At 56.0% G+C, this 16131-nt stretch carries 16 protein-coding genes; 6 read left to right on the forward strand and 10 right to left on the reverse strand.

The features are described from left to right. Nucleotides 1-73 precede the first annotated feature (73 nt). Genes sufU through SYC_RS12190 form a run of 3 tightly spaced genes read left to right on the forward strand, consistent with a single transcriptional unit; the run spans nucleotide 74 to nucleotide 1495 of the window. Complete coding sequence (gene sufU / locus SYC_RS12180; RefSeq protein WP_011244616.1) at nucleotides 74-556, forward strand: Fe-S cluster assembly sulfur transfer protein SufU; 483 nt, start codon at nucleotides 74-76, stop codon at nucleotides 554-556. Next, the gene (locus SYC_RS12185; protein WP_011244617.1) at nucleotides 553-1080 is read left to right on the forward strand and encodes a Ycf51 family protein; all 528 of its coding nucleotides are present in this window, start codon (nucleotides 553-555) and stop codon (nucleotides 1078-1080) included. The genes sufU and SYC_RS12185 overlap by 4 nt, the downstream gene beginning before the upstream one ends. Further along, nucleotides 1073-1495 (forward strand): DUF4332 domain-containing protein, encoded by a 423-nt coding sequence (locus SYC_RS12190; protein WP_011244618.1) that lies wholly within the window; start codon nucleotides 1073-1075, stop codon nucleotides 1493-1495. Before SYC_RS12185 ends, SYC_RS12190 begins: the two co-directional genes overlap by 8 nt. Here SYC_RS12190 and SYC_RS12195 read toward each other — a convergent pair. Together SYC_RS12195 and SYC_RS12200 are read right to left on the reverse strand one after the other, a co-directional pair. After that, nucleotides 1492-2271, reverse strand: a complete 780-nt coding sequence (locus SYC_RS12195) for an RNA polymerase sigma factor SigF (protein ID WP_234701778.1) — start codon at nucleotides 2269-2271, stop codon at nucleotides 1492-1494. The two genes, SYC_RS12190 and SYC_RS12195, sit on opposite strands and share 4 nt — an antisense overlap. A 361-nt stretch (nucleotides 2272-2632) precedes the next feature. Next, complete coding sequence (locus SYC_RS12200) at nucleotides 2633-5500, reverse strand: UPF0182 family protein (protein WP_011244620.1); 2868 nt, start codon at nucleotides 5498-5500, stop codon at nucleotides 2633-2635. 181 nt (nucleotides 5501-5681) lie between these two features. Here SYC_RS12200 and thrC point away from each other — a divergent pair, with 181 nt between their 5' ends. Together thrC and SYC_RS12210 are read left to right on the forward strand one after the other, a co-directional pair. After that, nucleotides 5682-6974: a threonine synthase gene (thrC, locus tag SYC_RS12205; RefSeq protein WP_011244621.1), complete on the forward strand. Its 1293-nt coding sequence runs from the start codon at nucleotides 5682-5684 to the stop codon at nucleotides 6972-6974. 85 nt (nucleotides 6975-7059) lie between these two features. Beyond that, nucleotides 7060-7335 carry a MoaD/ThiS family protein gene (locus SYC_RS12210; RefSeq protein ID WP_011244622.1) on the forward strand — a complete coding sequence of 92 codons (276 nt, stop codon included), beginning with the start codon at nucleotides 7060-7062 and terminating at the stop codon, nucleotides 7333-7335. 82 nt (nucleotides 7336-7417) lie between these two features. Here SYC_RS12210 and mutL read toward each other — a convergent pair whose 3' ends face one another. Together mutL and recN are read right to left on the reverse strand one after the other, a co-directional pair. Further along, on the reverse strand, nucleotides 7418-9043 hold the full coding sequence (mutL, locus tag SYC_RS12215; RefSeq protein ID WP_011244623.1) for a DNA mismatch repair endonuclease MutL: 1626 nt from the start codon (nucleotides 9041-9043) through the stop codon (nucleotides 7418-7420). Between the two features lie 73 nt (nucleotides 9044-9116). After that, a complete protein-coding gene (gene recN / locus SYC_RS12220) occupies nucleotides 9117-10862 on the reverse strand; it encodes a DNA repair protein RecN (protein WP_011378188.1) in 1746 nt (581 codons plus the stop codon). 71 nt (nucleotides 10863-10933) lie between these two features. On the opposite strand from recN, the gene SYC_RS12225 reads away from it, so the two are divergent. Further along, the gene (locus SYC_RS12225; RefSeq protein ID WP_011378187.1) at nucleotides 10934-12793 is read left to right on the forward strand and encodes an ABC1 kinase family protein; all 1860 of its coding nucleotides are present in this window, start codon (nucleotides 10934-10936) and stop codon (nucleotides 12791-12793) included. A gap of 11 nt (nucleotides 12794-12804) precedes the next feature. Here SYC_RS12225 and SYC_RS12230 read toward each other — a convergent pair whose 3' ends face one another. The 6 genes from SYC_RS12230 to rpsP form a co-directional block, all read right to left on the reverse strand. Continuing rightward, a complete protein-coding gene (locus tag SYC_RS12230) occupies nucleotides 12805-13758 on the reverse strand; it encodes a hypothetical protein (RefSeq protein WP_011244626.1) in 954 nt (317 codons plus the stop codon). 45 nt (nucleotides 13759-13803) lie between these two features. Next, nucleotides 13804-14061 (reverse strand): hypothetical protein, encoded by a 258-nt coding sequence (locus tag SYC_RS12235; RefSeq protein ID WP_011378186.1) that lies wholly within the window; start codon nucleotides 14059-14061, stop codon nucleotides 13804-13806. A gap of 91 nt (nucleotides 14062-14152) precedes the next feature. Next, a complete protein-coding gene (locus tag SYC_RS12240) occupies nucleotides 14153-15118 on the reverse strand; it encodes a PhoH family protein (protein ID WP_011244627.1) in 966 nt (321 codons plus the stop codon). Nucleotides 15119-15244: 126 nt separating this feature from the next. Beyond that, complete coding sequence (gene rpsU / locus SYC_RS12245; RefSeq protein ID WP_011244628.1) at nucleotides 15245-15418, reverse strand: 30S ribosomal protein S21; 174 nt, start codon at nucleotides 15416-15418, stop codon at nucleotides 15245-15247. Nucleotides 15419-15477: 59 nt separating this feature from the next. Continuing rightward, nucleotides 15478-15795, reverse strand: coding sequence for a KH domain-containing protein (locus tag SYC_RS12250; protein WP_011378185.1), 318 nt, complete (start codon nucleotides 15793-15795; stop codon nucleotides 15478-15480). A gap of 3 nt (nucleotides 15796-15798) precedes the next feature. Continuing rightward, nucleotides 15799-16047 (reverse strand): 30S ribosomal protein S16, encoded by a 249-nt coding sequence (gene rpsP, locus SYC_RS12255; protein WP_011244630.1) that lies wholly within the window; start codon nucleotides 16045-16047, stop codon nucleotides 15799-15801. Nucleotides 16048-16131 lie beyond the last annotated feature (84 nt).

Consider the following 16131-nt stretch of genomic DNA (forward strand, 5'->3'; position numbering starts at 1 on the left):
ATGGCGTCTTCCCAGCGGCGAGGAACGGAAGCAGGTTAGGATCGAGCACGACCTTGCGAAACCCACCGCCGCCATGCAGGCAGGCAATCTGCGCGACCTGTATCAGCAGGTCATCTTGGAGCATTACAAAAAGCCTCGCCACCGAGGGACGACCGATCCGATTGACCGACGTCAGCGCGGTCATAATCCCTCCTGCGGCGACACCATTGAGCTGACCCTGAGCTTGGATGAAGCGGGCGATCGCATCGCAGCGGTCAAATTTGAGGGCGAAGGTTGTGCGATCGCCATGGCCTCAGCTGATTTGATGGCGGGGGCTCTCGTTGGCCGGACAGTGCCCGAAGCCCTAGAAATGGTCCAGACTTTCCAAGCCATGATGCGCGGGGAGACTGAATTTCCCCATGAGTTGCGCAAGCTCAACGTCATGAAAGGGGTGGCTCAGTTCCCGGTGCGAATCAAATGCGCCAACTTGGCCTGGCATACCCTCCGAGCGGCCCTAGATGCGCCGCGTTTGAGCGATTTCGTCAGTACTGAAACCAGTGAGGAAGCGTCGGCATGAACAGCGCTGCTACCGATTTCTTTGCGATCGCTGGTTGGCTAGGCTGGGCAACCCTCGCCCTGACGATTTTGACTGTGCTGGCGTTTGTCCTTGGGTGGGGCTTTCGCTTCCGACTGGTGGGGGTGACCGCCTTCACGATCGTGCTCATTGGCGGCTGCATTGGCTTTGCCCTCGGCTTCAAGCAGCCTGTCAGCATTGAAGGTGCTGCTCCTTTTAACGTGGTCTACGACGCTGGGGGCAGTGAGGCCGTGGTTGCCGTTGCCCCGACGATCGCGCCAGAAGCGGTTGAGCCGACCCTGAAGCAGGCAGCCTTCAACCTCTTTTCACGTGGCCGCTACAGCAGCCAGGGCGAACAACAGCTCCATATCCGCCTGCGTACGATTCTTCATCCCCAGCCCGGAATCTCTGAGCCGCTCTACCTCGGCGAGGTGAAGCGATCGCTGAATCAACTCGATGACGAGGCGATGCAAATCCTTGTCGATCCCCAGGCGATTGCTCGCTTGGCCGCTGCCGAAAATGGCTGAGTCGGTGCCGGCTCAGGGGTGGCCGCTGACGCAGCTCCCAGGGCTGAGCAATGGCGATCGCCAACAACTGGCAGCGCACGGCATTCACTTCAGCCTGGACTTACTCAAGCTGCGATCGGAAGCGGCGCAACTGGACTTAGCTCAGCAGCTGCGACAGCCCGTCCAGCGGGTGCGCAAATGGCAAGCTTTGGCACAGCTTTCGCATCTGCCCTCGGTCAACCATCGTTGGTGTGGCGTGCTGCTGCACACGGGCATCAGTAGCCCGCAAATGCTGGCGCTTCAGAGTCCGCCCCAATTGCATCAACGCCTGCATCGTCTCCAGCGATCGCTATTGGGCGATCGCAGTCCAGCCCCGACCCTTGGGCAAGTCGATCGCTGGATTCGCGAAGCCCAACAGTTTTTGCAACGGCGCTAGGCTAAGGGCTCGTTTGCCATGCGGTCGAGGTGCTCGGCGATTTTTTGAACCCCGCGATTGATCCGGCGGGTAATCGTCATCGGACTGATACCAAATTGCTGGGCCGCTTCTTTGCGGGTTAGCCCGCGCAGGTAAACAGATTCGATCGCTGTTCTGGCTTTTTCTTCCAGTTGGCCGATCGCTTCCACCAGCTGTTGACGCTCTTCAAGGGCGGCCTGCTGCCACTGCTGGCTGGTATCGGGCAGGGTTTCCACCAAGGTGACGGAAGAATCACCGGCTTGACTGAGCGTGGCATCCAGACTCATCGGCATCCGATTACGGCGAGCGAGGTGAATTTCTTGCCATTCCGTCATTGACAGATTGAGAGCAAAAGCCAGCTCTTGTTCCGTTGGGGCTCGTCCCCATTCATGGCGCAGGACCTCCCGCAATTGCTGTCCTTGACGCTGCAGTTCTTGCCAGCGGCGCGGAATCCGAATGCTATGACAACTGTCGCGTAAAAAATGAAGAATTTCGCCGCGTATATAGGGCACTGCAAAGGAACTAAATGCACACCCTTGATGAGGCTGAAATCGCTCGATCGCTCGAATTAATCCCATGAAACCAATCTGTTCCAGATCTTCATAGGGTTCAGAGCATTGCCGGCTTAATCGGTGGGCAATTTTGCGGACCAGCCCTAGATTGAGCTGAACAATCTGGTTGCGGAGGGCAATGCTGGGAGTCTCAGCGTAGGCGACCAGCAATTCCATCCCTCGGGTTCGTAACGCTGCTTGGTTCACCACTATCAGGCCTCCGAGGACTGTGTGAGGCAAAGAGAACTTGGGCATCCTAAACAGGGAGTTTGCTGTCGCTCTCTTTTCCCACCGTACGAAGGGGACTAGAGGAGTGCTATGAACTGCAATAATCCTTGATACTCCCTCGATATTCGTGACTCAAAAGCGTTGCTAAAGCTGAAATTTTGGGCCGTTATCGCGATCTTCGGTTAATCAGAACATGCTCTCGCAACAATGAAGAAATGTTGCGGCACTTTGAGCATGACCAAGGTCAACGCCCCTTGATCAATCACCTGATCCGCTGACCATTGAGTTCTGCTAGTTCAGCCCGCCCATTGGCAACGCCAATCTGGAAAACGATGGGTTTCTAGGGCTGGTCAGGGTTGAGGACAGCGGACTGCTCGGTCGTCAACACCGGTTGTTCAAGCGGCGTCAGGGCGGGTGTTGAGTCTGGAAACAGTTTTTGCAGGCTTTCGAGGAGGCTGGGAGTCATCACAATGCGATCTTGGTAGGCCGTAATGACGCGGGTGAGCGCTGGCAAGCTATTGCGCGAGGCTTCTAAGTAGAGTGGCTCAACGTAGAGCAGCGCTTGGTCAATGGGAATAACCAGCAAGTTGCCTTCGGCAGCGCGGGAGCCTTCGCGGTTCCAGAGCGTAATTTGCTCAGAAATCTGAGGATCTTGGTTGATGCGAGCCGTGATTTGCTCGGGACCAAAAATGAGGCGCTGGCGCGGAAATTCGTAGAGCAAGAGGCGACCGTATTCCTCGCCGTCTGATCGCCCCGCCAGCCAAGCAATCATATTGTTACGCCCCAATGGTGTGAAGGGCGTCAGGATCAGGAACTCTTCGCTCGCAGCGGTCGGTAAGCGCGTAATTAAGTAGTAGGGCTGAACGGTTGCCGTCTCGCCAGCGTAGATTTCGCGTGGGTAGGCCCACTGGTCATCGCGGTTGTAGAAAACCTGTGGATCGAGTACGTGGTAGGTCAGCAGTTGCGACGACTGAGCCTTGAAGAGGTCTGTGGGATAGCGCAAATGCGATCGCAGTACTGGCGCCATCGCATCAATCGGCTGGAACAGCGACGGGAAGAGTCTGGACCAGGTTTGAATCAGTGGATCCTTGGGGTCAACGATATAGAACTGGACGCTGCCGTTGTAGGCATCGATGATCACTTTGACTGAGTTGCGGATGTAGTTGAAGGGTTGCTCGCCCGGATCAGCGTAGGGATAGCGATCGCTAACGGTGTAGGCGTCCAAAATCCAAAATAGGGAACTGCGCCCCAAGCCCGAGGCCTCAGCTGTGTCGGCGTTGACAGAGACCAGGTAGGGCTCCGCGTCGTAGCGCAAAAATGGTGCGATCGCTCGGACGCGGTCTTCAATTTGGCGGCGGAACAGGACGCGAGTCTGGGCGGTTAAATCTCCGGAAAAGGGAAGGCGCCAGTCCCGTAGATACAAGGAAAAGAGCAGTCGCTGCGCATAGTTGCCCAGTGTGACGCCACCCTTGCCGTCGTAGATGTTGTAGACGTTATCGTTGCCGCTGGGATAGTCCAGCTCTTGGGTGCGACTGGGCGTGAAAACGTAATTGCGGGTGAGCTGGCCGTAGTAAATGCGCGGGTTTTCAGTCGATATCGCAGCTTTGACAGCTTCGGTGCTGATTCCCAAGCTGGCGTCGCCAATGATGCGGGTGTTGGCCCCGATGTCCTTGACGAAGTAGCGAGGCAACCCATCGGGAGCGCTGCTGTTGACTGGGCTAAGGGTGAAGCCATAGCCATGGGTGTAGACCAGGTGTTCATTGACCCAGGTTTTGGCGGCGGCGGGAATGGCGGTGTAGTCCAGCTCGCGTGCTGCAATAATCACTTGCTGCAGAGCATCCCCAAAGCTGGTCTGAAGGCGATAGCGATCGATTTGGGCGCTGGGGAAGCTGTAGTAGAGGCGGATTTGCTGCAACTGCCGATTGCTCTGCAGGAGCGGCCGCGTATCCCAAAGGCGAATATTCTGAACAGTTTCGCGATTAGCCGCCAGGACGGCGCGGTTGAGGCTGGGCTGGGGGTCAAACGTGCGCGTTTCAATTTGATCGAGGCCAAAAGCTCGGCGGGTAAACAGAATGGCCTGCTTCAGATAAGGCAGCTCGCGAGCAATTTCGTTGGGTTGCACCACCAGTTGCTGCACGATCGCGGGTAGGGTCACCCAGATCAGGACGCTGGCGATCGCTGCTAGTTGAAAGTTGCGAATCCAGCGCTGAGGCAGAAGCCCCCGCCGACTTTGCCAGAACAGGGCGATCGCGGCGATGCCAAACAGAATCATCCAAACCTGTAGCAGCGGTAGTTTGACCCAGCGATCGGTGAAGCCGATGCCATAGACCGCCCCCAATTCGGAAAACAGCAACTGCCGTTGGGCCAGCCAGCAATGTCCTGCTAGGAACAGGGCGATCGCGATCGCCAATCGCACTAGATGGCGCTGTTGACTAGGGGCAAAGCCGCGAAACTCAGCGTTGCTGACACTCTGCTTGGCGAGGTAATAGACAGCCAGAACCGCGCAAAAACTAAAGGCCAGCCCAATCCAGAGGTCAAACTGCAGCACCTCTAGGGCTGGTAGTCGAAACAGATAAAAGGCAAGATCCTGCTGGAAAATCGGATCGCGATCGCTGACGCTTTCGGCGGCAAAAGCGGGCCAAATGCGCAGCCATTCCCGCGAGGTCAACAGGGCGATCGCCAGACTGGTCAGGCTTGATAAGCCGATCAGGAGGGGCCAAGGTCGCCAGAGAAAGAGGACTAAGCTACCCACGCCTAGGAGCAACCCCATCCCTAGAGGCCAAGACCCTGCTGTGATCAGTGAGGATTGCAGCCAGTCCAGCGTCAGGATTTGCGGCAGGAATGGCAGCGCGCGGCCAGTCTGACAGTTCCAAGCGGCAAGGATGGCTTGGGTCGTCAAGGCTAGTAGGGCAATCCAGAGTAGCGTTAAGACCGTGAGCAGACCGCCCAACTGCAGGCGAGGTGCCGGGCGATCGGGTTGATCTGTTTGATGGCGCGCCGCCCAGCGCAAGTTCCCGCCAATCAGTCCTGTGATCGCAATGCCTACAACGCTGAACAGCAGCGCTTGTACCGCTAGTCGCCGCAAAAACACAGTCGGGATGCCTAGGGCTGTAAACCACAGGGTTTCAATGTGGATGCGTGTCAGCAAGCTCAGTCCTAGGGCGATCGCCGCGATCGCAAGTCCCCAGCGGCTTAAGTGGCGAGGCATGGACCAACCCAGTCAACGCACCGATCTTAGCCGTCGATCTGTTTCTGACTGCCTTGAAAATTGCTGGGTATTTCCCCCATCTCGACAAACACAGACTGTTTTAGTCTGTGTTTTTGAAGCAAAATCTGTAACCGTGCTAACATCCGTGTCATTGCAGCACCCGCCGTTTCGGCAGTGATCCATGACCCAAACGACACTCAGCACCAGCACCGTGAAGGCACTCAAGTGTAAAGAGTGCGGTCATGAGTATGACCTGGGTGCCAAGCACGTTTGTGAAGATGTCTGTTTCGGCCCGCTGGAAGTGGTCTATGACTACGACGCCATTCGCCAACGCGTCAGTCGCGCCACCATTGAAGCGGGCCCTAACTCAATTTGGCGCTATCGTCACTTCCTGCCTGTTACTGGCGAAGACGTCATTGACGTTGGCACCGGCATGACCCCTTTGGTTGAAGCCAAACGCTTGGCTCGCCGCTTGGGTCTGAAAAAGCTTTTCATCAAAAACGATGCGGTCAACATGCCGACCTTGAGCTTCAAGGATCGGGTCGTTTCCGTGGCGCTGACCCGTGCGCGTGAGCTTGGCTTCAGCACTGTTTCCTGCGCTAGCACCGGCAACCTCGCTAACTCAACGGCCGCGATCGCGGCTCATGCCGGTCTGGACTGCTGCGTCTTCATTCCTGCTGATCTGGAAGCCGGTAAAGTCCTCGGCACCTTGATCTATAACCCGACCTTGATGGCGGTCAAAGGCAACTACGACCAAGTCAACCGCCTCTGCTCCGAAGTCGCTAACACCCACGGCTGGGGCTTCGTCAACATCAACCTGCGCCCCTACTACTCGGAAGGCTCGAAAACGCTGGGCTACGAAGTGGCTGAGCAACTGGGCTGGCAACTGCCGGATCACATTGTGGCGCCGCTGGCTTCGGGCTCGCTGTTCACCAAAATCTACAAAGGCTTCCGCGAATTCGTCGATGTCGGTCTTGTCGATGACAAAGCCGTGCGCTTCAGCGGTGCTCAAGCCGAAGGTTGCTCGCCGATCGCCAAAGCTTTCCATGAAGGTCGCGACTTTATCGCCCCTGAAAAACCCAACACGATCGCTAAATCGATCGCGATCGGCAACCCTGCTGACGGCATCTATGCGGTTGAAATTGCTCGCAAAACCGGCGGCAACATCGAAGCAGTCAATGACACCGAGATCATCGAAGGCATCAAGCTACTGGCCGAGACCGAAGGCATCTTTACCGAAACTGCTGGCGGTACCACCGTCGCTGTGCTCAAGAAATTGGTGGAAGCAGGCAAAATCAATCCTGATGAAACCACGGTGGTCTACATCACCGGCAACGGTCTGAAGACCCAAGAAGCCGTTCAGGGCTACATTGCTGAGCCGTTCACGATTGAGCCGAAACTGGAAAGCTTCGAGCATGCGCTAGAGCGCTCTCGGACCCTCGATCGCTTGGAATGGCAGCAAGTGCTGATCTAGGCGATCGCCTTTTACTGATACAAATGAGCGGCAGCTGTGAGGCTGCCGTTTCGCTGAGTTCCCTTCTTTGACTTCTGCAAGTTCCATGGCCATTACTGTTCTGATCCCCACCCCCCTGCAAAAATTCACCAACAACCAAGCCAGCTTGGAATGTGAAGCAAGCGATGTGAAATCCTTGCTAGAGGCGCTGGAACAATCCTTCCCGGGGATTAAAGCGCGTCTGTGCGATGAGCAGGGCCAGTTGCGCCGCTTTTTGAACGTCTACGTCAACAGCGAAGATATTCGCTTCCTCGATGGCATTCAAACCAGCTTGGGCAACGGTGACGAAGTCAGCATTGTGCCGGCAGTCGCTGGCGGCTGAGATTACCAGCGCCACGTCATTTGATTGATTTGAATAACAAGAGGGGGCTTTTAAGCCCCTTTCTTTTTGCGGGTTGTTTGAATTAGGGATCGCCCAAACCGTGGCTTCGGCCAATCATCCACTGGCGACGGAAGTAACGCGCCAGACTGGTTTCCGGTAGCACCAGCGCGATCGGACGTCCATGGGGACAGGTGCGAGGTTGGCGACAGTGCTGCCAGCGATCGATCAAGGTTTGCTGCTCCTCAGGATAGAGCAGCGTGCCATTGCGGATCGCCGTTCGGCAGGCGATCGCGGCTTGTGCTGCGCTGAGATCCCAACCACGACTGAGTTCTAGCAGTGCCTCGACGAGATCCTCACGCTGGGCTAGCGCTGCGGGAATGTGCCGGATCGCCCAAAGATCCTCGCCAAAATCTTCGGCAGTAATCCCCAAACGATCAAGTTGGAGCCTTTGCTCTAGCGACAGTTTGGATAACAGGATTGGCTGCTGACAAGCCACCAATTGCCAGTCGTCTTGCAACTGTTCAAACAGAACACGCTCGTGGGCAATATGCTGCTCAATTAGCCAAAGACTATCGCCCTGTTCCGCCAATACATAGGTATTGAGAACTTGAGCGATCGCCCGCAGGTGACTCGGAGACTCGCTATAGCTACCTGTTGTTTCTGCAACTCGAAGTAAGGCTGTACTGGCGGGCAACTCAATTTCTTCTGCGGGATCGAGGGGTAGGGTTTGGGCGATCGCCTCTTGAATACGCTCACACCAGACTGGCAAATCCTGTAGGAATAACTCAGCCTTAGCCGGATGGCGGTGCCAATCGACTTGGCTGGGCGGCACTTGCAAATGCGCAAAGACAACCGGGAAGCGATCGCGGGGCAGGCTGCGATGTAACGCACCGATCATCGCTTGCTCCAGTTCCGACACCCGCACCACACGACCATTGACCGCAACCTTGACCCAATCGGGACGGCGACGGTGACAGCGATCGGGCAAGCCAACGACGACTTGCAATTGCCCTTCAGAACCAAGATCGAGAGACTGCGATCGCCAATCAGCAGGACTAGTATTGGGCAGTAATTGCAATAGTCGCTCTTGAGGATGATGAACAGGCGCAAACGCGAGCCAGGGTCGATCGTTCTGTGTGACTTGAACCGTGATGCTCGGGTGCGCCAAGACCAGATTTTGAATCTGCTGCTGCACCGCTCGCAGTTGTTGGGCCGGACTCGGCTGACTCTGACGACGCTCTAGCCAATCCTGAAAAAGCTGCTGGACTTCGACAATGCAACCCGGTGCGATCGCGATCGGGGTTGCAACTTGAGGCTGACCGCCGATGTCGTAACTGATTTGCCAACCTGCTGCAGCATCTGCCGTGCGACTGGCAATCGTCAGGCGACCCAGCCGCGCTAGGCTGTGCAGCGCTTCGCCGCGGAAGCCCAACTGTTCCGCCGTAAAGCGATCGGGGCTGAGCTTGCTGCTGGTATGAGCCAGGGCTGCGAGTTGCAGATTCTCGAGGGAAAGACCCATGCCATCGTCAGCTACGCGGACCCGCCATTGCTCGGGCCAGAGGTCAATCACAAGCCGCTGCGTGCCCGCATCTAAACTGTTTTCACAAAGTTCTCGGACAACCGCAGCCAGCGAATCGATAACTTCTCCTGCAGCCATGCGAGCGACCCAAGGCGCGGGCAGCGGTTGAATTGTGGGAGCGATCGCCATAGGAGCAGCTTGGCATAAAGCCAGCGATCACCAAGCTCAAATGCAGGAGATTGGCTGTCCCTGCAGACTGGGCTCAGCGTTTAGTAGCTCGCTTTGGCTTGTTGGTGTTTGGTTTTGCGGTGCTCGCTGGGCCAGAAGCTTCCGCCTGTTTCAGCAGGGAATCGGCAAAGCTGATCGCTTCCTCAGCAGAATTGCCGCCAGCCAGTTCCGCAAGTTCTTGCCGCCGCTGATCGCGATCGCGCAAGGCTTCCAGCTCCACATGGGTGCGATCGCCGCTGACCTGTTTGCGGACGCGATAGTGATGGTCAGCCAAGGCCGCAATCAGGGGTTGGTGGGTGACGCAGAGCACCTGATGGCGACGACCAAGTTGCTGCAGTTTTTCCGCAATCGCTTGGGAAACACGTCCCGAGACACCTGCATCAATTTCATCAAAGACTAAGGTTCCTACAGGATCCGCTTCTGAGAAGCAGAGCTTCAGCGCTAGCAAAAAGCGACTCATCTCACCACCGGAAGCCGTTTCACTCAGGGGTTGCAACGGTTCGCCCGGATTGGGACTAAAGCGAAAACAAACCTGCTCTGCTCCCGTTGGCCCCGGCTCCGATAAGGGCTGTAACTCCACCTGAAACCGAACCCGTTCCATCGCCAGTGGTGCGAGTTCAGCGATGAGCTTCTGCTCAAGGGTTTGGGCAGTTGCCTGTCGCAAGGCAGTCAGACAGGCACTTTCTTCAATCAGGGTTTGCTGTCGCTGCGCTAGCTCAGCCTCCCAATACTCCAGGCTTTGATTCTCATCGTTGTCGTCGGCAAGGCGCTGCTGCAGTTCCTGTTGATAGGCGATCGCATCCTTCAGCTCCGGGCCGTATTTGCGACAGAGTTGCTTAAGTAATTGAATGCGATCGCCAACGGCGGCCAAGCGATCGGGATCACTCTCTAAGCCTTCGCCGTAACGGTAAAGCTGGCGACTGACTTCTTGAACTTGGGCGATCGCCTCTTGCAGCAGTTGCAACCAAGGCTGCAGGCTCGGGTCAAAGACGACCATCTGGGTTAGCCCTTGCTCCGCTTCGCCCAGACGATCGCAGGCGGAACCGGCTTCCTCGCTTTGATCAAGCGCTTGATAAACGCGATAGCTCTGTTGCTGGAGTTCTGCGACGTGGGCTAGGCGATCGCGCTCTTGGCTGAGTTGCGTCAGCTCTTCGGGGTCAGAGAGTTCCGCCTGGGTCAGTTCCTCGAGCTGAAAGCGATCGAGGTCTTGCTGACGGAGGCGATCGCGATCGCTTTGGCGACGAGTTTCGAGGGTTTGCGCAGCTTCTCGATAGGCAGCGTAGGCCAGAGCAACTCCTTGCCGCTGTTTCGCTAGGGATTCTCCGCCAAAACTATCGAGCCAGTCCCGTTGCTGCGCGGTTTGCCCCAGCGCGACGGTCTGCCCCTGCGCTGTAATTTCAACAAGGTGTCGCCGCAATTCTGCCAATTGCTGACGGTTGACCAAAACGCCATTGACTCGCGATCGGCTGCGTAAGCCATTGCTGCTCTGCACCAGTTCCCGACTGCAAATCAGGCTGTCTTCGATCGCCTCGATTGCCTGCTCCTGTAACCAAGTCGCCAGATCCGGCGAAAGGGCAAAGGTCGCCTCCAGTAGGGCGCGATCGCAACCACTGCGGATCGGTCGTCCGCCGGGCTTGCCGCCCAACACACAATCAATCGCATCCAGCAGAATTGATTTGCCCGCCCCGGTCTCGCCGGTCAGGACGTGCAAACCTTGTCCCAGCTCAAGCTCTAGCTGGTCAATTAAGGCAAAATTTTCGATGCGTAGCGACTGCAACATGGCTTGCTCTCGCCCCGTCATGGGACTGCCATCGTTACAATACTTCAAGTCTTCTGCGTCCGGTGATTGCCATGCATGGGGTTCCAATTGCCCGCCGTCTGATGACAGAAGACGGCAGTCTGGTCTACGACCCAGAGGCGATCGCTCGCTATTATCTCAATCGGCCCTTTGCTGTCTGGAGCCGCTTCCTCGAAATTCTTTGGCCGCTGTTCAGCTTCATTTTCGGGCTTTGGTTCGATGCTCGCACCGGCGCGTCCCGCCGCAATCAGAACCAACGGGCAGTGCAACTGCGCGACCTGCTGACGGAACTCGGCCCTGCCTTCATCAAAGTCGGTCAGGCTCTCTCGACCCGTCCTGATCTGGTGCCACCGGCTTACTTAGAAGAACTGACGCGCCTGCAAGATCAGCTACCGGCTTTCCCCAACGCGATCGCCTTTGAATTCATTGAGGCGGAACTGGGTGTTCCTCCTGAGGCGATTTTTGCTGAGCTGAGTGACAATCCCGTCTCGGCCGCCAGTCTGGGGCAGGTCTATCGAGGGCGTCTGCATACCGGCGAAGAAGTGGCCGTCAAAGTCCAACGCCCGGGCCTCGCAGAGCGCATTGCCCTCGATCTCTACATCCTGCGCGGCCTAGCTGCTTGGGCGATGCGCAATGTCCGCCGCGTCAAAAGTAATCTGGTGGCGATCGCGGACGAATTTGGCCTGCGGATTTTCGAAGAGCTGGACTATCGCCAAGAAGCGGACAACGCCGAACGCTTTGCCGAACTTTATGGGCAGCTTCCCGATATCTACGTTCCCAGCATCTATCGCCAATACACCAGTCGTCGTGTCCTGACGATGGAGTGGATCCAAGGCACGAAGCTGACAGAACTTCAGGCGATCCGCAACCAAGGTATTGATCCGGCCTATCTGATTGAGCGAGGCGTGCAGTGCTCGCTGCGGCAGCTCTTGGAATATGGCTTTTTCCACGCCGATCCCCATCCGGGCAACCTCCTAGCCACTCCGGATGGTCAGTTGGCCTATCTCGATTTCGGCATGATGAGCCAAGTCGAGGACTATCAGCGCTACGGCCTAATTGAAGCAGTTGTTCACCTCGTCAACCGCGACTTCCAAGGCTTGGCGCGCGACTACGTCAAGCTGGAGTTCCTGACGCCCGATACGGATTTGACGCCGATTATTCCGGCCTTGGCGGGCGTCTTCAAAGATGCGATGGGTGCGAGCGTTGCTGACTTGAACTTCAAGAGCATCACCGATCAGCTCTCGCAGGTGATGTACGACTACCCGTTCCGGGTTCCTGCCTACTATGCGCTGATCATTCGATCGCTCGTCACCTTAGAGGGCATTGCCATTAACGTCGATCCCAATTTCAAGGTGCTCAGCAAGGCTTACCCGTTCATTGCTCGTCAAATCCTGACGGATCCCTCTCCCGATCTGCGGGCATCCCTGCGGGAATTGCTCTTTAACGGTGGACAGCTGCGTTGGAATCGCCTAGAAAACCTACTTCGCAATGCCAGCAATAGCTCGGACTACGACAGCGAACATCTGATTCAACAAACGGTGGATTTTCTGCTCAGCGAATCCGGTCAAGACCTTCGCGATCGCCTCGTAGAAGAACTGGTCAATAGCCTCGATCGCCTCGGTCGAGGAGCCTTGCCCTTGCTCCGCAATCAAATCCGGCAGCGGTTGGGCATGGATCCTGAACCCGACAGTACCTTGACCGATCTGCAGCCGCTACTGCGCGTTCTTTCGCTCTTGCAACAGGGACAACGCTTTGAGCCTCAGCGCTTTATCCCGCTGATTCCGGTGCTCGGTCGTCCTGAAGTCCAGCAGATGGGCCAGCAAGTGGTGACGGGTCTGGCTCAGAAAGCGCTGGTTCGCTTCATCCGCGAAGTAGTCGTAGGCGATCGCCGCAATAATGCGATCGCAGCTTAGAGCGATCGCTCTCAATTGATTCGCTCTAGCCAATGTTTGAGGGCTTTATCTGTGAGATCTGAGAGATTTTCTTGAAGCCCTGGAGCCTTGGCAAAACGGTAGGAGCCCATTCCCCAATTCACACTGAGCTTAAAACCAGAGCTACAAGGCCCCCAATAACCAGCAGTGATCCAGTTGGTCCAGTAGCGAATCCGTCGCACTTGCCCTGAGAAGTAGCGGCGATCAGACAACCAGAGAAAAATACAAAATTCACCCGCAGGATCGATCCGTAACTCTGCTAAATATTTCTTGCCTTTGCCATAGTAGATACCGCGATCTTGTGCTGTTTCTTGAATGCGCGGATCAAATTTCAGGATCTTGGCACGGAGCTTGAGAAGACCGGCTGATTGCTCTGGCGTGCAGCGTTTAATCCAGTTCTGCATCAAGCGTGGTGGCTCCGGTAAATCCTCTGAATGGCTAGGGAGCTGCAAGACTGGAATTTCTTGATGGCGCTGTTCTTGCGTCTCGAGGTTGAGCAAAGTCAAATAGTGTTTTTGGCGATGCTTCCGAATTTGATACTGATACAGCTCGAAAGAGAGCTGGCTGTAGCGAATATCCGTGAAGTTGTCAGCGTGATAACTGGGCGCGATCGCAAGCAATCGAATCGATCGCTGATAGTCAACCTGATCCGCAAAGGGCTGTTCTCGTTGCAACGCATCAAAATAACGAGTCAGTTGCGGAATCAAGTAGCGATCTTCAGCAACTTTGAGCTCAACAACTGTCAGCCGCTGTTGGCTGACTGCCAAAATATCGCAGCATTGATTACTAACTCGGAACTGGCGCTGCAGCGGTTGGCAATCAAGCAAGTGAGGCAAACAAGCCCAGATCAGCAACTCCAGCTCGCCTTCATTGGCAAACTTCCATTCGGCTCCAGACTGAGTGAGCTGAATTCCTTGCAATGTTTGAGCGATCGTTTTAGCCGCCATGACTGTGAGTTAAAGGTGCGATCGCTCCTTCAGTAGCTGATTCGCTCAGGACTTCTTCTCAGCGACTGCTAACAGTACCAAGATGCTATTGAGGAAGCCTTCAACTTCGCCTTGATAAGCGCCCAACGCACGCGATCGCTCTGCCGCAACTAATTCTGTAAGCAGGCGTAACCCTTGGCCTTGTTGCCAACGTAACAGAGCATCTTCGTCACCATTTGAGACGGCGTTGATCAGGGCTGCGTATTCTTGTGCAGCGGCACCAGCACGAATCCAACTGGGGCTAAAGCGACTGAGAGAAGACATGATGATTCCTGTGCTTCTTTCTAGTGTCGACGATCGCCCTCTGCAGATTTACATTTCGCAGAAAAAGCAGCTTAAATCAGAAACTTAGCTTTTAAGTACCGCTGCTCTGGGCTTCGAAGCGTTCATAGGCCTCAACAATGCGCTGCACTAAGGGATGGCGCACCACGTCCTGCCGACCGAGCTTACAGAAAGCAATACCTTCAACATTGCTCAAAATCCGTTCTGCCATGACCAGTCCCGAGGGGACCGAGGATGGCAAATCCGTTTGGCTGGGATCGCCTGTCACTACCAGCTTGGAGCCAAAGCCAATCCGCGTCAGCATCATCTTCATCTGAGCCGGTGTCGTGTTTTGGGCTTCATCCAAAATCACAAAGGCACGGTTGAGGGTGCGACCCCGCATGTAGGCTAGCGGCGCAACTTCAATCACCCCACGTTCCATCAGTGCCGAAATCCGCTCCGGCTCTACTAATTCATGAAGCGCATCGTAGAGCGGCCGCAGATAAGGATCAATTTTCTGTTGCAAATCACCGGGGAGAAAACCCAGCCGTTCGCCCGCTTCCACAGCAGGCCGTGTCAGAATCAGCCGCTCACATTGGTTTTCCAGCAGCGACTGCACCGCGACAACAGCCGCTAGAAAGGTCTTGCCGGTACCAGCAGGCCCAAGACCAAAGGTCAGCGTCTCCTTACGCATCGCTTGGATGTAGCGTTGCTGGCGAAAGGTGCGCGCCCGAATGACTTCGCCCCGACGGGTCCGCGCCAGCACGTCTTCCCGCATCGCCAACAGTTCTGGCTGACGCTGGGTATCGATCGCCTGTCGTGCCGTCAAAATATCGACTTCCGCGATCGCGCGCCCCTCAGACCAGAGAGCTTCCAAAGCAGCGACTATCTGCCCACAGAGCCGAATCTGAGTTTCGGTGCCCCGCAGCACCAATTCCTGACCCCGCAAAACGACATCTGCTCCCGTTTGGCGAGCGAGCAATTTGAGATTGGCTTGCCCTTCGCCACTCAGGGCGATCGCACTTTCCAAGCTCGGTAAAAAAATAGAGGTTGACTCCATTCAGAGCCCACCTCTCAGACAATGGGCGATCGCACGCACAGAGTGCATCTCAACCCTCAATTGAAATTTCAAAATTTTTGCGACGGATGCCGATTCCTATAGCGGTAGCGGCACCCCAGCTAGCAATTAGCGACGACGACGACGAGAGGCTTCGAGCTTGCGCTTGCGGCGTTGGCTCGGCTTTTCATAGTGCTCGCGTCGACGGACTTCGGGAAGAATGCCAGCTTTCTGGATTTTCTTCTTGAAACGACGAAGTGCTGACTCGATCGTTTCGTTTTCGCCTAGACGGACTTCAGCCACGCTTTGTAATCACCTCCCGAATAAAAGCTAAATGTTGAACTTCGAGACTTGCAGAATCATTATTCTACCGGATTGCGGTCTCGGCGCTGCGGTCGTTCTGTGTGGCGTGCTTGCCCCAAAACTTCCAAATGGATTTGCTGACCTGCTAGCTCCGCTGCGGCATTGAGGATGGCACGCACCGCCTGAAGGTTCCGCCCTCCTCGCCCCAAAATACGAGGCATGGCAGCATCTTCTGCCGCCAAACGCAAAAGAACCCGTCGACCGGCTTGCGTGGTCTCGCTATCTAAACGTAGCGACTCACCCGGTTCTAACAGGGGCTGGAGCAAATGGCGAACGAGCCCAACATAGTCGGGTCGATCAGCAGGAGCCTGAGACAAAACCTAGGCCTTGAGCTGTTCAAAGATTTGGGCTTTACGCAGAATGCTGCGCACGGTTTCCGTCGGTTGAGCGCCTTGTTGGAGACGACGGACGATCGCCGGCACATCCAGACGGGTTTCGTTGGTGCGGGGGTTGTAGAATCCCAACTCTTCTAGGGGCAGGCCATCGCGGCGCGAGGTGCTGTTGGTCGCCACGATACGGTAGCTGACTTCCCGTTTCTTACCGAAGCGCTTGAGACGCAGTTTGATCATGCGAATGCTCTGATGAGTGACATCAACTGAGATTGGCTAGAGATAGCCGACAATCTCTCAAATTACCATGGCTGGCAACCGAGA

Origin of the sequence: Synechococcus elongatus PCC 6301 (assembly GCF_000010065.1) — a bacterium.
Lineage (GTDB): Bacteria > Cyanobacteriota > Cyanobacteriia > Synechococcales > Synechococcaceae > Synechococcus > Synechococcus elongatus.

Coding starts and splice junctions, on each gene's coding strand:
- SYC_RS12185 (WP_011244617.1), top strand. CDS start 553: ATGAACAGCGCTGCTACCGATTTCTTTGCGATCGCTGGTTGGCTAGGC.
- SYC_RS12240 (WP_011244627.1), bottom strand. CDS start 15,118: ATGGAGTCAACCTCTATTTTTTTACCGAGCTTGGAAAGTGCGATCGCC.
- sufU (WP_011244616.1), top strand. CDS start 74: ATGCAGGCAGGCAATCTGCGCGACCTGTATCAGCAGGTCATCTTGGAG.
- SYC_RS12200 (WP_011244620.1), bottom strand. CDS start 5,500: ATGCCTCGCCACTTAAGCCGCTGGGGACTTGCGATCGCGGCGATCGCC.
- mutL (WP_011244623.1), bottom strand. CDS start 9,043: ATGGCGATCGCTCCCACAATTCAACCGCTGCCCGCGCCTTGGGTCGCT.
- SYC_RS12225 (WP_011378187.1), top strand. CDS start 10,934: ATGCATGGGGTTCCAATTGCCCGCCGTCTGATGACAGAAGACGGCAGT.
- SYC_RS12230 (WP_011244626.1), bottom strand. CDS start 13,758: ATGGCGGCTAAAACGATCGCTCAAACATTGCAAGGAATTCAGCTCACT.
- SYC_RS12190 (WP_011244618.1), top strand. CDS start 1,073: ATGGCTGAGTCGGTGCCGGCTCAGGGGTGGCCGCTGACGCAGCTCCCA.
- SYC_RS12235 (WP_011378186.1), bottom strand. CDS start 14,061: ATGTCTTCTCTCAGTCGCTTTAGCCCCAGTTGGATTCGTGCTGGTGCC.
- rpsP (WP_011244630.1), bottom strand. CDS start 16,047: ATGATCAAACTGCGTCTCAAGCGCTTCGGTAAGAAACGGGAAGTCAGC.
- thrC (WP_011244621.1), top strand. CDS start 5,682: ATGACCCAAACGACACTCAGCACCAGCACCGTGAAGGCACTCAAGTGT.
- SYC_RS12210 (WP_011244622.1), top strand. CDS start 7,060: ATGGCCATTACTGTTCTGATCCCCACCCCCCTGCAAAAATTCACCAAC.
- recN (WP_011378188.1), bottom strand. CDS start 10,862: ATGTTGCAGTCGCTACGCATCGAAAATTTTGCCTTAATTGACCAGCTA.